The organism is Vibrio sp. MM46, from assembly GCF_027587135.1.
Classification (GTDB): domain Bacteria; phylum Pseudomonadota; class Gammaproteobacteria; order Enterobacterales; family Vibrionaceae; genus Vibrio; species Vibrio harveyi.
In genome coordinates, this window is sequence record NZ_JAPPTO010000025.1 from 14,139 (window position 1) to 28,728 (window position 14,590).

The 14,590-nt window shown below is 46.3% G+C and carries 13 protein-coding genes; 8 read left to right on the plus strand and 5 right to left on the minus strand.

Annotated elements, in window-relative coordinates; genetic code table 11:
- Positions 1 to 38 precede the first annotated feature (38 nt).
- Both OH459_RS22345 and OH459_RS22350 read left to right on the plus strand, forming a co-directional pair.
- A complete protein-coding gene (locus OH459_RS22345; RefSeq protein WP_269988845.1) occupies positions 39 to 2,123 on the plus strand; it encodes an alpha-amylase in 2,085 nt (694 codons plus the stop codon).
- Positions 2,124 to 2,352: 229 nt separating this feature from the next.
- A complete protein-coding gene (locus OH459_RS22350) occupies positions 2,353 to 3,606 on the plus strand; it encodes a valine--pyruvate transaminase (protein WP_110416540.1) in 1,254 nt (417 codons plus the stop codon).
- A gap of 138 nt (positions 3,607 to 3,744) precedes the next feature.
- Here OH459_RS22350 and OH459_RS22355 read toward each other — a convergent pair whose 3' ends face one another.
- From OH459_RS22355 to dnaA, 5 genes are all read right to left on the minus strand, one after another.
- On the minus strand, positions 3,745 to 4,182 hold the full coding sequence (locus OH459_RS22355) for an Hsp20 family protein (RefSeq protein ID WP_005440850.1): 438 nt from the start codon (positions 4,180 to 4,182) through the stop codon (positions 3,745 to 3,747).
- A 658-nt stretch (positions 4,183 to 4,840) separates the two neighbouring features.
- On the minus strand, positions 4,841 to 7,258 hold the full coding sequence (gene gyrB / locus OH459_RS22360) for a DNA topoisomerase (ATP-hydrolyzing) subunit B (protein ID WP_009699101.1): 2,418 nt from the start codon (positions 7,256 to 7,258) through the stop codon (positions 4,841 to 4,843).
- Positions 7,259 to 7,277: 19 nt separating this feature from the next.
- Complete coding sequence (recF, locus tag OH459_RS22365; RefSeq protein WP_005426070.1) at positions 7,278 to 8,351, minus strand: DNA replication/repair protein RecF; 1,074 nt, start codon at positions 8,349 to 8,351, stop codon at positions 7,278 to 7,280.
- 9 nt (positions 8,352 to 8,360) lie between these two features.
- On the minus strand, positions 8,361 to 9,461 hold the full coding sequence (gene dnaN / locus OH459_RS22370) for a DNA polymerase III subunit beta (protein ID WP_005451063.1): 1,101 nt from the start codon (positions 9,459 to 9,461) through the stop codon (positions 8,361 to 8,363).
- Positions 9,462 to 9,524: 63 nt separating this feature from the next.
- Positions 9,525 to 10,931: a chromosomal replication initiator protein DnaA gene (gene dnaA, locus OH459_RS22375; RefSeq protein WP_005451061.1), complete on the minus strand. Its 1,407-nt coding sequence runs from the start codon at positions 10,929 to 10,931 to the stop codon at positions 9,525 to 9,527.
- Between the two features lie 430 nt (positions 10,932 to 11,361).
- On the opposite strand from dnaA, the gene OH459_RS22380 reads away from it, so the two are divergent.
- From OH459_RS22380 to yidD, 6 genes are all read left to right on the plus strand, one after another.
- Complete coding sequence (locus OH459_RS22380; RefSeq protein ID WP_269988855.1) at positions 11,362 to 12,108, plus strand: amino acid ABC transporter substrate-binding protein; 747 nt, start codon at positions 11,362 to 11,364, stop codon at positions 12,106 to 12,108.
- Positions 12,109 to 12,213: 105 nt separating this feature from the next.
- Positions 12,214 to 12,885, plus strand: coding sequence for an amino acid ABC transporter permease (locus OH459_RS22385; RefSeq protein ID WP_005451049.1), 672 nt, complete (start codon positions 12,214 to 12,216; stop codon positions 12,883 to 12,885).
- Positions 12,882 to 13,619, plus strand: coding sequence for an amino acid ABC transporter ATP-binding protein (locus tag OH459_RS22390; RefSeq protein ID WP_005451048.1), 738 nt, complete (start codon positions 12,882 to 12,884; stop codon positions 13,617 to 13,619). The genes OH459_RS22385 and OH459_RS22390 overlap by 4 nt, the downstream gene beginning before the upstream one ends.
- Before the next feature lie 242 nt (positions 13,620 to 13,861).
- Complete coding sequence (gene rpmH, locus OH459_RS22395; protein ID WP_005378825.1) at positions 13,862 to 13,996, plus strand: 50S ribosomal protein L34; 135 nt, start codon at positions 13,862 to 13,864, stop codon at positions 13,994 to 13,996.
- Positions 13,997 to 14,042: 46 nt separating this feature from the next.
- The gene (rnpA, locus tag OH459_RS22400) at positions 14,043 to 14,366 is read left to right on the plus strand and encodes a ribonuclease P protein component (protein WP_009699098.1); all 324 of its coding nucleotides are present in this window, start codon (positions 14,043 to 14,045) and stop codon (positions 14,364 to 14,366) included.
- A complete protein-coding gene (yidD, locus tag OH459_RS22405) occupies positions 14,333 to 14,590 on the plus strand; it encodes a membrane protein insertion efficiency factor YidD (protein WP_005451046.1) in 258 nt (85 codons plus the stop codon). Before rnpA ends, yidD begins: the two co-directional genes overlap by 34 nt.

The window sequence follows — 14,590 nt, forward strand, 5'->3', positions numbered from 1 at the left end:
TTGCTATAACTGGACTGTTTATTCGGGGGAAGGACACAATGAAAAAAACAATTCTCGCACTCTCTATCGGTCTACTGAGCGCCTGCAGCCAGATTCCAGAAAATGCCATCGTATTAAGCGTTGGTGATGACACCGCTGTTTTTGAGGAAAACTCACAGGGCTTACTTGTCGCCGAGCAAAAACTCGAAAAAGGCAGTTATAGCTTTACCATTGCTGACAGCAAGCAAAGCTGTGGCAGTAGCTTTGCCCTAGCAGAAGAAGATCGCATCAAATTCAATCGTCCATTAAAAATGGATAACTGCGCCACTGATGCACAAATGCCGCTGCGCATCTTCAAAGCCAATACCTATCAATTTACGCTCAATCCAACCACCAACGAGCTGACGGTCAAAATCAAACCAAAGCAGAGTCAGGACATCACCTACTCTTGCCCTGTCGCAACTGACGCGCCAAAAACCATCAACGTTGCTCAAACCTTTAATGATGGCACTGTCGTTCGCGATGCCTTAACCGGACAAGAAGCCACTGTCGCCAATGGCAGCGTCACCATGCAGCCGGGTCCTATGAGCCAAGGTCTATTGCTGCTAGAAGAAGTTGAACAGCAAGCCGATAAACCGTTCAGTTGGGATAACGCAACGGTGTACTTCGTCATGACTGACCGCTTCTACAATGGCAACCCAGACAACGACAACAGCTACGGTCGCAGCAAAGACGGAAAATATGAGATTGGTACCTTCCACGGTGGTGACTTGGCGGGTCTGACGAAAAAACTCGATTACATCGAATCACTTGGTGTGAATGCTATCTGGATAACTTCACCACTGGAACAAATCCACGGCTGGGTTGGCGGCGGCGATAAAGGCGACTTTAAGCACTACGGCTACCACGGCTACTACCACCAAGATTGGACCAAGCTTGATGCCAACATGGGTACCGAAGATGAACTCAGAACCTTCGTTGATACCGCCCACAAGAAAGGCATCCGCGTGATTTGGGATGTAGTCATGAACCACACAGGCTACGCAACATTAGCAGACATGCAGGAATTCGGCTTTGGTCAGCTTTACCTAGATGACCAAGAAGCTAAAGAAGTCCTTGGTGAAAAATGGACCGACTGGCAGCCAAAATCAGGACAAAGCTGGCACAGCTTCAACGACTACATCAAATACGGTGATAGCGAAGCGTGGGATAAATGGTGGGGCAAAGATTGGATCCGCACCGATATTGGCGACTACGATGCTCCGGGCTACAACGACATCACCATGTCTTTGAACTACCTACCGGATCTCAAAACCGAATCAACTCAAAAAACCGGACTACCAAACTTCTTCCGCAATAAAGACACCAATGCGCAAGATGAGCTGCAAACCCCGCGTGAGCATCTGATTATGTGGTTATCCGATTGGGTGCGCGACTATGGCATTGATGGCTTCCGTGTCGACACCGCTAAACACGTTGAAATGGAAGCGTGGGCAGAGTTGAAAGCCAGCACCACCCAAGCGCTTGCTCAATGGAAGAAAAACAACCCGGACAAAGCTTTGGATGACTTACCTTTTTGGATGACGGGTGAAGTGTGGGCACACAGCGTGGTGAAGAGCCCGTATTTCGATAACGGCTTCGATTCCATCATCAACTTCGAGTTCCAATCTGACGTAGCGCCAAAAGCGCTGAAGTGTTTCGCTCAACTTGATAATGATTACCGCCGCTATGCAGAGCGCATCAATACCGATCCTGAGTTCAACGTATTGAGCTACCTATCTTCACACGATACACAGCTGTTTTGGTCAGCACGCAGCCGCAGCTTTGATGACCAAGCTCGTGCCGCAAATGCACTGATGCTGGCTCCAGGTGCAGTACAGATCTATTACGGTGATGAGATAGCTCGTGATTTTGGCATTACTGGTTCAGATGCTCACCAAGGCACACGCTCAGATATGCCATGGGACAAGATTCATGGTGAGCGTGAGGATCTACTGCGACATTGGCAAAAGTTGGGTGAATTCCGTAAACGCCACCCAGCGGTTGCTCAAGGTAAGCACATCACTCGTAACCAAGAAGGTTACTACGCGTTCGAACGCCAATACCAAGACGACAAGGTGCTGATTGTTTACACCGGTGAGTAAATCACACTCTCTCCACCAGCAAGGGAAGCATAAGCTTCCCTTTTTTATTGCTCTTTTTGCCTTTTTATCTCGTACCTCTGGTCTGATGACACACTTTTTTCTTTTTCGGCTTAATTCACACTTTGCGTTAATTACGCATTGAGGTAAGGTCAAGGATTACTCGATAAGCCGATAAAACATCGGCACAAACATACACAAAGCAATCACAATGAATTAGGTATAACGACAAATGCAGTTCTCTAAGTTTGGTGAAAAATTTAATCAGTATTCAGGTATCACGCAGTTAATGGACGATTTGAATGATGGTCTGCGCACACCAGGTGCCATCATGCTCGGTGGAGGTAACCCAGCCGCCATTCCTGCCATGCTCGATTACTTTCGCCAAGCCAGTGAGGAAATGCTCGCCAGTGGGGAGCTCGTCGCCGCCCTCGCCAACTACGATGGTCCGCAGGGCAAAGATGCGTTCGTTAAAGCGCTGGCTCAGTTATTCCGTGAAACTTACGGCTGGGATATTTCCGAGAAAAACATCAGCCTGACTAACGGCAGCCAAAGTGGCTTTTTCTACTTGTTCAACTTGTTAGCAGGTAAACAACCAGACGGTTCGCACAAGAAAGTGCTACTGCCTATCGCGCCTGAGTACATCGGTTATGGTGATGCAGGCATTGATGAAGATATCTTTGTCTCTTACCACCCAGAAATCGAGCTGTTGGATAACGGTCTGTTTAAATACCACGTCGATTTTGAGCAGCTCACCGTCGATGACTCTGTTGCGGCAATCTGCGCGTCTCGCCCAACCAATCCAACGGGTAACGTACTGACAGATGAAGAAGTACGTAAGCTGGACAAGCTGGCACGTGAGAACAACATCCCGCTGATCATCGATAACGCCTACGGTCTACCTTTCCCGAACATCATCTTTGAGGATGTCGAGCCGTTCTGGAATGAAAACACCATTCTGTGCATGAGCCTATCTAAACTTGGCTTGCCGGGCGTGCGTTGTGGGATTGTGATTGCGAGTGAAGAAATCACGCAAGCGTTGACCAATATGAACGGCATCATCAGCCTAGCGCCGGGCAGTGTTGGTCCAGCGTTGGCAAACCACATCATTGGTAAAGGCGATCTGCTTAAACTGAGCTCAGACGTAATTAAGCCGTTCTACAAACAGAAATCGCAACGTGCGGTTGAACTGCTCCAAGAAGCGATTACCGATGAGCGATTCCGCATTCACAAACCGGAAGGTGCTATCTTCTTGTGGCTATGGTTTGATGAACTGCCAATTACGACAATGGAACTGTACCAACGCTTGAAAGCACGTGGAGTTTTGATTGTTCCGGGTGAATACTTCTTTATTGGCCAGAAGGACGAGTGGGATCATGCGCACCAATGCTTGCGTATGAACTACGTTCAAGATGATGAGATGATGCAAAAAGGCATTGCGATTATCGCAGAAGAAGTGGAAAAGGCTTACCGCGAAGGTAAATAGACCGATTGAACTCAGCCGTTGTTCTCTTTGAAATTGCGGCTTTGAAAGCCCCAAACTAAAAAGAGCGCCCTTTTCCATAATGGAAGGCGCTCTTTCTCATTCTATAACCGTGTGGTTAACTGCAGTGTCATCAGCTGATTAGCTGTTTTCAATCAGGTTGTTGCCACCGATAGCAATCTTACGCGGTTGCATCGCTTCTGGAATTTCACGAACTAAATCAACATGAAGCAGACCGTTTTCCATTGATGCACCGACAACTTTTACGTAATCCGCAAGTTGGAATTTACGTTCAAAATCGCGTTCTGCAATGCCTTGGTAAACGTAGTTTTTACCTTCTTCTGCTTTACGCTCGCCCTTCACGATCAACATGTTTTCGTTTTGAGTCAAATCGAGCTGATCTTCAGCAAAACCTGCGACTGCCATAGTAATACGGTAGTTGTGCTCGTCTTTTTGTTCGATGTTGTATGGAGGGTAACCGCCAGAAGTGTTTTTCGCAGAGCTTGCTTCCATCAGGTTAAACAGACGGTCGAAGCCAATTGCATTACGGTATAGTGGTGAGAAATCTACATTACGCATAATCTATCCTCTTTTAAGCAATAGTCTTAGCCCAGATGAGGGTCATCCACATGGCGCATTTATGCAAGAAAACGCCGAGCTAAGGGATCCGATGATTCATTCCTCTGACCTACTTTTTAGGTGCGGGGACATGATGTCGAATCTAGGGTCAAGTTGTGTGCTAATACTGAGTATCCTCTCTTGAGCGATCTCGTTTAGCGATTCCAGAGGCGCTGTTCTTCTCTTGTTGAGCAAGTTAGCCATCCCTCTTCATAACTAGATATAAGGTCGAAAAATGGGCTTTCAAGGGCTACGGTGAAAATATTTTTAGCTCCCCGACTCGGTCGTTCCTCCCTCTCGAAGATGACGTCCTAACATACTAATAATGAAAAGCGCCACTTACATCCACTCTTTCCATAAATGTAGAGTTTCAAAGCCAAGCTTCCCCACCTCCATAGAGTGCAGCCAATTCTTGTGTCTCGTTTCTTTTATCTCGTTTATCTCCACTCAATAAAAAAGCACCACCCGAAGGCAGTGCTTTTAAAATTCTATCAAAAGAAATTTAGATTCGTTTTTCCGCAGGGGGATATGCTTAGTTCTAGGAGAAGGCGCGCAGCATACAAGTGTATGTGAGCACCTTCGACAACGAAATCAGCATATCCAGCAAAGGAAAAATAGTCTAAACGTCTAGGTTTGCTACTTTCAGCGCGTTCTCTTCAATGAAGTTACGGCGCGGCTCAACTTGGTCACCCATTAGCGTTGTGAACAATTGGTCTGCGCCTACCGCATCTTCAATGGTTACTTGCATCATGCGACGTGTCTCTGGGTCCATTGTGGTTTCCCAAAGCTGATCTGGGTTCATCTCACCTAGACCTTTGTAGCGCTGTAGGCTTAGACCACGACGCGACTCTTTGATTAGCCACTCAAGTGCCGCTGCAAAGCTTGATACTGGCTGAGTACGCTCACCACGTTTGATGTAAGCGCCTTCTTCTAGCAGACCGTCTAGCGCTTCAGATAGATCCGCTAGTTTGCCGTACTCTTTCGAGTTCAGTAGGTCGATGCTTAGTGCGTAGTCATGAGTCACACCGTGAGTACGTACGATGATCTTAGGTAGGTTTAGACCTAGCTCTTCGTGCTGCTCAACTTCGAAGCTGTATTGGCTTGCGCCCACTTCTTTCGCGTTTAGCTGTTCAACTAGCTGTTTTGTCCATGCTTCTACTGCTGCAGCATCGTGACATTGCTCTGCCGTTAGACGCGGCGTGTAGATTAGCTCATGAACTAGTGCGCTTGGGTAACGGCGGCTCATGCGATCCGCTAGCTTGATACCAGCGTTGTATTGCTGAACTAGCTTCTCTAGTGCTTCGCCTGCCAATGCTGGCGCTTCTGCGTTTACGTGTAGCGATGCGTTATCAAGTGCCAAAGCAACTTGGTATTGGTTCATCGCGTCTTCGTCTTTGATGTACTGCTCTTGTTTGCCTTTCTTCACTTTGTAAAGCGGTGGCTGAGCAATGTACACATAGCCACGCTCGATAAGCTCTGGCATTTGACGGTAGAAGAAGGTCAACAGTAGCGTACGGATGTGCGAACCATCGACGTCAGCATCGGTCATGATGATGATGTTGTGGTAACGCAGTTTGTCCGGGTTGTACTCATCACGACCGATACCACAGCCTAGTGCAGTGATCAGCGTTGCTACTTCTTGAGAAGAAAGCATCTTGTCGAAACGCGCTTTTTCTACGTTAAGAATCTTACCTTTTAGCGGTAGGATTGCTTGGTTCTTACGGTTACGACCTTGTTTTGCGGAGCCGCCTGCCGAATCACCCTCCACTATGTATAGTTCAGAGAGTGCTGGATCTTTTTCCTGACAGTCTGCAAGTTTGCCTGGCAGACCTGCTAGGTCTAGTGCGCCTTTACGACGAGTCATTTCACGAGCTTTACGCGCCGCTTCACGAGCACGAGCTGCATCGATGATTTTCGAACAAACCATCTTCGCTTCTGCCGGGTTCTCAATTAGGAACTCAGACAGTTTCTCACCCATTGCTGATTCAACCGCTGACTTCACTTCAGAAGAAACCAGTTTATCTTTAGTTTGGCTTGAGAACTTAGGATCAGGCACTTTAACCGAAACAACCGCAGTTAGACCTTCACGCGCGTCATCACCAGAAGTTGCTGTTTTCGCTTTCTTAGAGAAGCCTTCTTTGTCCATGAAAGAGTTCAGTGTACGCGTTAGCGCTGCACGGAAACCGGCAAGGTGAGTACCACCGTCGCGTTGTGGGATGTTGTTAGTGAAACAGTAGATGTTCTCTTGGAAACCGTCATTCCACTGCATCGCCACTTCTACCGAGATACCATCTTCGCGCTCAAAGTCGAAGTGGAAGATTTTCTCGATGATTGGTGTTTTGTTGGTGTTTAGGTGCTCAACAAACGCTTGGATACCACCTTCAAACATGAAGTGGTCGCTCTTGTCTGCTTCACGCTCATCAACCAGTTTGATTGAAACACCAGAGTTCAGGAAAGAAAGTTCACGTAGACGCTTCGCTAGGATGTCGTAGTGAAATTCTGTGTTCGAGAATGTTTCTGCACTTGGCCAGAAACGGATTTGTGTACCAGTTTGGTCAGTATCACCAATTACTGCTAGTGGCGCTTGAGGCTCACCATGATGGTAAGTTTGCGTATGGATATGACCGCCGCGGTGGATAGTCAGAACCACTTTCTCAGACAGTGCGTTTACTACTGAAACACCTACGCCGTGTAGACCGCCTGATACTTTGTATGAGTTATCATCGAACTTACCACCAGCGTGAAGTACCGTCATGATAACTTCTGCAGCAGATACTTTTTCTTCTGGGTGCATTTCTGTTGGAATGCCACGACCATCATCCGTAACTGAAACCGAGTTGTCCTCATGAATTGTCACAACGATGTCTTTACAGTGACCTGCCAACGCTTCATCAATTGAGTTATCCACCACCTCGAAGACCATGTGGTGAAGACCAGTGCCGTCGTCCGTGTCGCCGATGTACATACCTGGACGCTTACGTACCGCATCCAGACCCTTCAGTACCTTAATACTCGATGAATCGTAATTTTCAGACATGAGTTTCTCTCTTCTAGTTTTACTCTATCCTGCCATGTTCCACATGAAACAATTTGCCCGTATCGTCCAACATATCGGCGATTTGGCTTTCAGTGATAGAGCTTACAAATACTTGTGCGCCCGTCTCTTTCAAGCAGTCAGCTAGACGCTTGCGACGTTGGCTGTCTAATTCCGACGCAAAGTCGTCAATTAGGTAAATACATTGTTTGCCGGTCATTTCGGTAAGGTGTTGCCCCTGCGCCACACGCAAAGCACACACCATGAGTTTTAATTGACCGCGTGACAAAACATCCTCAACGGGCGTTCCGTTCACTTTAATGCGCAGATCAGCCTTATTCGGACCGCTAAAGGTGTAACCCAATGACTGATCACGCTCGAAATTCTTTTCTAGTATCTCATGATAAGGGGTGTCTTTGTCCCAACCACGATAATACTTTAATTGGATCTCAAATTCTGGCAAAAACGTCTGACAGATAGTTTCCGCTACGGTTTTCATCTGTTCGATGTACAGCGCTCGCCATTGACTGATGTTTTCAGCCAAATGTGCCATTTCTTGATCCCAATAACTGAGTTCACGATAACTTCTGGCCGTTTTAAGCAGAGCATTGCGTTGCTTGTTAAGACGCTTGAAACGCCCCCATGCATCATAAAAAGCAGGCTCGGTGTGAAACACACCCCAGTCGATGAATGCACGACGATGTTTTGGACCATCCGTTAGTAGATCAAATCCTTCTGGATGTATCAACTGTAAAGGCAAAACTTGTGCAAGCTGCGCCAGTTTTTGTCCAGATTGACCGCCTATTTTAACCTCTGTTGAGCCATCACGCTGCTTATTAATGCCGATAGGTAGCTCAAATTGATCCGAGTTCAAAAAACGACCATGAACAAACAGCTCATCGCACTCATTTTGGATAACTCGACCGGTCAACGAACTCTTGAAAGAGCGACCATGTCCGAGCAAGTAAATGGCTTCTAAAACACTGGTTTTACCGCTGCCGTTCGGTCCAATAAGAAAGTTAAAGCCTGCTGATAGGTCAATATCACAGGCTTTAATGTTTCGAAACTGCTGAATGATGAGGCGAGAAAGTGGCATTTAGATGACTTACAGACGAATTGGCATCACCACGTACATTGCACTATCGTCGTCTGCGTTTTCAATCAACGCACTGGCGTTGGCATCCGACATCGACACACGCACATTGTCGCAACGCAGTGTATTAAGTACATCAAGCACGTAGCTTACGTTAAAGCCGATCTCGATAGCGTCACCTTCAAAGGTCACGTCTAGCATTTCTTCTGCTTCTTCTTGCTCTGGGTTGTTAGCAGTAATGCGCATTTCACTGCCCGCAAGATTCACACGAACGCCACGGAATTTTTCGTTAGAAAGAATCGCAGCACGTGAGAAGGCTTGACGTAACTCATCACAACTTGCTTCTAGCGTTTTGTTGGTGCTTTGCGGCAATACGCGGCGATAATCAGGGAAACGACCATCAACCAGCTTAGAAGTGAAGATAAAGTTGTTCACTTCTGCACGTACATTTGAGCTGCCAATTTGTAGTACGACAGGCTGTTCTGGCGCATCCATCAGTTTAACAAGCTCTTGTACCCCCTTGCGAGGCACGATAATTTGCTTTTGCGCAAAATCTGCACCGAGCTGAGTTTGAGATACTGCCATACGGTGACCATCGGTTGCCACGCTGCGTAGCGTCGTACCGTCGATTTCAAACAACATGCCGTTTAGGTAGTAACGAACGTCTTGGTTCGCCATAGAGAATTGTGTTTTTTCAATCAGCGTACGTAGATCAGACTGAGTCAGTGAAACTTCTACTTCACTCTGCCAATCTTCAATGTTTGGGAAATCGTTCGCTGGAAGTGTTGCCAGTGAGAAACGACTGCGACCAGAACGTACCTGTACGCGATCGCCTTCTAATACGAAGGTAATGATGGAGTCATCAGGTAGACCACGACAGATATCAAGAAACTTACGAGAAGGAACGGTAATGCTGCCCGCTTCAAAATCCCCTTCTAGAGTCACTTTGCTCACCAATTCCACTTCCAAATCGGTCGCGGTCATGGATAACACGTTATCTTCTACTTTAAGCAGTAGGTTACCCAGAATTGGTAGGGTTGGTCGACCACCTAATGCGCCCGAAACCTGTTGTAGCGGTTTGATTAAATGACTACGTTCAATAGTAAATTTCATGCTTGGCTCTTTACGCTGTCAGCTCAATTAATGATTTGCTTGGAATACTGTCATTCTAACCGATTAAGAAGACAGGGTGCGAATCAAGTTAGAGTAATCTTCTTTAATATCGTGGCTCTCTTCACGTAGCTGCTCAATCTTGCGACAAGCATGCAGTACAGTGGTGTGGTCACGACCACCAAACGCATCACCAATTTCCGGCAAGCTATGGTTAGTCAGCTCTTTTGCCAGCGCCATCGCCAACTGACGAGGACGAGCAACTGAGCGAGAGCGACGCTTAGACAGCAGATCAGCCACTTTAATCTTGTAGTATTCCGCCACTGTCTTTTGAATATTGTCGATAGTAACGAGCTTCTCTTGCAGAGCAAGTAGGTCGCGCAGCGCTTCACGAACGAAATCAATCGTGATTGGGCGACCAGTGAAGTTCGCGTTAGCAATAACGCGGTTAAGTGCCCCTTCCAACTCACGAACGTTGGAACGCAGACGCTTAGCAATAAAGAATGCCACTTCATCTGCTAGGTGGATTTGGTGGTCTTCCGCTTTCTTCATCAAGATCGCTACACGAGTTTCAAGCTCTGGTGGCTCGATCGCGACGGTTAATCCCCAACCGAAACGTGATTTCAGACGATCTTCTACACCGCTGATCTCTTTTGGGTAGCGATCTGAAGTCAAAATGATCTGTTGGTTACCTTCTAGCAATGCGTTGAAGGTATGGAAGAATTCTTCTTGTGAACGCTCTTTATTGGCAAAGAATTGGATATCATCGATAAGCAACGCATCAACACTTCGGTAGTAGCGTTTGAACTCTTCAATCGCATTGTTTTGCAGTGCTTTCACCATATCTTGCACAAAACGCTCAGAGTGCATGTACACCACTTTCGCATTTGGGTTGTTATCCACAATGGCATTACCCACTGCATGCAACAAGTGCGTTTTACCCAAGCCAGTACCACCGTATAGGAACAGCGGGTTATATGCAGCACCTGGGTTATCCGAAACCTGACGAGCAGCAGCAAGACCCAATTGGTTCGACTTACCTTCAACGAAGTTATTGAACTTATGTTTTGGGTTCACATTAGAGCGGTGGTTGATGTCTGCGATCACTTGCGCGTCATCATCCCACGTTTTATGCACAGGCTTACGGGCTTGCAGCTGAGCGGGCGCTGAAGACTCTGCTGCAACATCCGCCGGCGTTCGTGTCGGTGCGGGTTTTGGTGCTGCAACTCGGCGACTGCCAACTTCAAAGCGCAAACTAGGTACATCATTACCGCAGTATTCTTGCAGTAAGCGATTAATGCTATTCAGGTACTTGTCACGAACCCAATCCAACACAAAGCGGTTAGGTGCGAACAAAGTGAGAGTATTGTCATTGAGCTCCGCTTGTAACGGACGAACCCACATACTGAATTCTGTAGCTGGTAGCTCTTCTTGAAGCTGCTGCAAACATTGCAACCAAAGCGAAGATGACACGGTGCCCCCACTGAGTATTTGAATTATCGGAAAAGACTGGCAATTTTACCTGTTGATAACCAAGATCGCCAGCAATTGATCGATGATCCAGTGAATAAGATCTAAGTTATTCACAATATTTTCGCCCAACTTAGTGAGATCAACACATCTTGCCCCAAATTTGCCCACACATTGATCCACATTTAGGCAAAATCAGTCAGATCGAGTCATTGGTGATAACTCTGTGTATGAATTTTCATTCATCGGCTTATTTCGATCGTCACTCATGCTTCTTTCGATCGTTTTTTCATCATTTATCCCTATATCTTCGCTACTATCTATACCAAATAAGATCTTATTACTCTGAGGTCTAGGTTATTGCACTTGGTTATTTCTTTAATTGAGCTAACTGACAGTAGTATTTCCAACCATAAAATTATGGAGATGTATTATGAAAAACTGGATTAAGGTTGCCGTTGCAGCCATCGCTTTATCTGCCGCCACCGTTCAAGCAGCAACTGAAGTCAGAGTTGGTATGTCTGGTCGCTACTTCCCATTCACTTTCGTGAAGCAAGATAAGCTACAAGGTTTTGAAGTGGATATGTGGGATGAGATCGGTAAGCGTAATGATTACAAGATCGAATACGTAACAGCGAACTTTTCTGGTTTGTTTGGCCTACTCGAAACAGGTCGTATTGATACCATCTCGAACCAAATCACGATGACAGATGCGCGTAAAGCAAAATACCTATTTGCTGACCCATACGTAGTAGACGGTGCGCAAATTACCGTACGTAAAGGCAACGATAGCATCCAAGGTGTCGAAGATCTCGCAGGCAAAACCGTTGCTGTTAACCTAGGCTCTAACTTTGAACAGTTGCTACGTGATTACGACAAAGATGGCAAGATCAACATTAAGACTTACGATACAGGTATTGAACACGATGTGGCACTAGGTCGTGCGGATGCTTTCATCATGGATCGTTTGTCTGCCCTAGAACTGATTAAGAAAACGGGTCTACCGCTTCAACTGGCAGGTGAACCATTTGAAACGATTCAAAACGCTTGGCCATTCGTGGATAACGAAAAGGGTCGTAAGCTACAAGCGGAAGTGAATAAAGCACTTGCAGAAATGCGCGCAGACGGAACAGTAGAGAAGATTTCAGTGAAATGGTTTGGTGCCGACATCACGAAGTAAAACTTCTCTTCTTTTAGGACGCAGGGCTTTATCTCGCGTCCTTTTTTAACTCAATGACAAGGTGGAACTTAGTATTCCACCTTTTCTTTTCTCAAGGTAAGTCGTATGGGATTTGATTTTAATTACATGCTGGAGCTGCTACCGATACTGCTCAAGTATCTTGGCACGACCATGGAAATGGCCACATGGGGATTGGTCTTTTCTTTAATTCTATCCGTCATTTTAGCGAACATTCGCGTATTTAAGCTGCCAGTTCTCGACCAATTGAGCCAACTTTATATCAGCTTCTTCCGTGGTACTCCGCTTTTAGTACAACTGTTTCTGCTCTACTACGGCTTACCGCAAATCTTCCCATTTATGGTGGGAATCGATGCCTTTTCTGCTGCGGTAATTGGTTTAACGCTGCACTTTGCCGCTTATATGGCAGAGAGCATTCGTGCAGCCATCATTGGCATTGATCGCAGCCAAATGGAAGCAAGCTTGTCGGTCGGTATGACAACCACACAAGCGATGCGCCGTGTGATTTTACCGCAGGCAACACGTGTCGCACTGCCTTCATTGATGAACTACTTCATCGATATGATTAAGTCGACATCCCTCGCCTTCACACTTGGTGTTGCAGAAATCATGGCCAAAGCGCAGATGGAAGCTTCGTCTAGCTTCCGTTTCTTTGAAGCGTTCCTTGCTGTCGCTCTGATTTACTGGGGCGTGGTGGTTATCCTGACTCGAGTACAGATTTGGGCAGAAGCGAAATTGAATAAGGCGTACGTACGATGATCAAACTAGAAAACATTCACAAACGTTTTGGCGATACTGAAGTTCTAAAAGGCATTGATCTCGACATCAAACAAGGTGAGATCATCGTTATTATCGGCTCAAGCGGTACTGGCAAGTCGACACTTCTACGTACCGTAAACTTCTTAGAGCAAGCAGACGAAGGCCGCATTACCATCGATGACATTTCGGTCGACACACAAAAACACACCAAAGCAGAAGTGCTTGCTCTACGTCGCCGTACTGGGTTTGTCTTTCAAAACTATGCCCTATTTGCTCATATGAATGCGCGTCAGAACATCGCAGAGGGCTTGATTACTGTTCGAGGATGGAAGAAAGATGACGCGTTAAAACGTGCTCAACAGATTTTGGATGACATTGGTCTTGGGGACAAAGGTGAAAGTTATCCAGCAGCGCTCTCAGGTGGACAACAACAACGTGTGGGTATCGGTAGAGCGATGGCACTGCAACCCGAATTGCTGCTTTTTGATGAGCCAACATCAGCTCTGGATCCTGAGTGGGTCGGAGAAGTTCTCTCATTAATGAAGAAGTTAGCCAATCAACACCAAACCATGCTGGTGGTAACGCACGAGATGCAATTTGCCAAAGAAGTCGCTGACAGAGTGATCTTTATGGCTGAAGGCAACATTGTTGAACAAGGTTCTCCACAAGATATCTTCGATAATCCACAAGATCCTCGTTTGAAAAAATTCCTTAACCAAGTGGGAATAGAGTAAAGATCAAGCATCAAGATCAATCGATCCTTGAGATTTGACTCACACTACGTATAATCGCCCGGTCGGAATTTCGTACTCATGAGTCATTGACACATTATGTGAGTGTGATTACAATTCCGCCTCTTTGTTGAGAGGCGTCGGTTGTTCTTCTTTAATAAAGAGCTTCTTTATATAAAGAAAGCAAAATGCCCACGCCGGGTTTAACAAGAACCTAAAACTACTGATCAGTAAAGGTAATTATCATGAAACGCACTTTTCAACCTACAGTTCTAAAGCGCAAGCGTACTCACGGCTTCCGTGCTCGCATGGCAACTAAGAACGGTCGTAAAGTTATCAACGCACGTCGTGCAAAAGGCCGTGCGCGCCTATCAAAATAATCGCTAGTTTATTTTGAACACGTACGCGTTTAATCGGGAGTTACGCTTGTTAACTCCCGAGCATTATCAAAACGTCTTCCAGCAAGCTCATCGAGCTGGCTCGCCTCATTTCACCATCATTGCTCGCAATAACAAACTTTCTCACCCACGATTAGGTTTAGCTGTTCCGAAAAAGCAAATCAAAACTGCTGTCGGTCGTAACCGTTTTAAACGTTTGGCTCGTGAAAGCTTTCGTAACAATCAACATCAGCTTCCAAATAAAGATTTTGTTGTGATCGCGAAGAAAAGCGCGCAAGATTTAAGCAATGAGGAATTATTTAAGTTGTTTGATAAGCTATGGCATCGCCTGTCTCGCCCTTCACGTGGATAGCCATTGGGCTCGTTAATCTTTATCGCTGGTTTATCAGCCCTCTGATTGGTCCTCGCTGCCGGTTCACACCAACTTGTTCCACTTACGCGCTAGAAGCTTTGAGAGCTCACGGTTTTGTAAAAGGATGTTGGTTATCAGGCAAACGTCTATTAAAATGCCACCCTTTGAATGAAGGGGGGTATGACCCCGTTCCACCAGTCCAAAAACAAGACAGAGATAACTAA

Coding starts and splice junctions, on each gene's coding strand:
- OH459_RS22355 (WP_005440850.1), bottom strand. CDS start 4,182: ATGCGTAATGTAGATTTCTCACCACTATACCGTAATGCAATTGGCTTC.
- yidD (WP_005451046.1), top strand. CDS start 14,333: ATGGCATCGCCTGTCTCGCCCTTCACGTGGATAGCCATTGGGCTCGTT.
- OH459_RS22390 (WP_005451048.1), top strand. CDS start 12,882: ATGATCAAACTAGAAAACATTCACAAACGTTTTGGCGATACTGAAGTT.
- dnaN (WP_005451063.1), bottom strand. CDS start 9,461: ATGAAATTTACTATTGAACGTAGTCATTTAATCAAACCGCTACAACAG.
- rpmH (WP_005378825.1), top strand. CDS start 13,862: ATGAAACGCACTTTTCAACCTACAGTTCTAAAGCGCAAGCGTACTCAC.
- recF (WP_005426070.1), bottom strand. CDS start 8,351: ATGCCACTTTCTCGCCTCATCATTCAGCAGTTTCGAAACATTAAAGCC.
- OH459_RS22380 (WP_269988855.1), top strand. CDS start 11,362: ATGAAAAACTGGATTAAGGTTGCCGTTGCAGCCATCGCTTTATCTGCC.
- OH459_RS22385 (WP_005451049.1), top strand. CDS start 12,214: ATGGGATTTGATTTTAATTACATGCTGGAGCTGCTACCGATACTGCTC.
- gyrB (WP_009699101.1), bottom strand. CDS start 7,258: ATGTCTGAAAATTACGATTCATCGAGTATTAAGGTACTGAAGGGTCTG.
- OH459_RS22350 (WP_110416540.1), top strand. CDS start 2,353: ATGCAGTTCTCTAAGTTTGGTGAAAAATTTAATCAGTATTCAGGTATC.
- OH459_RS22345 (WP_269988845.1), top strand. CDS start 39: ATGAAAAAAACAATTCTCGCACTCTCTATCGGTCTACTGAGCGCCTGC.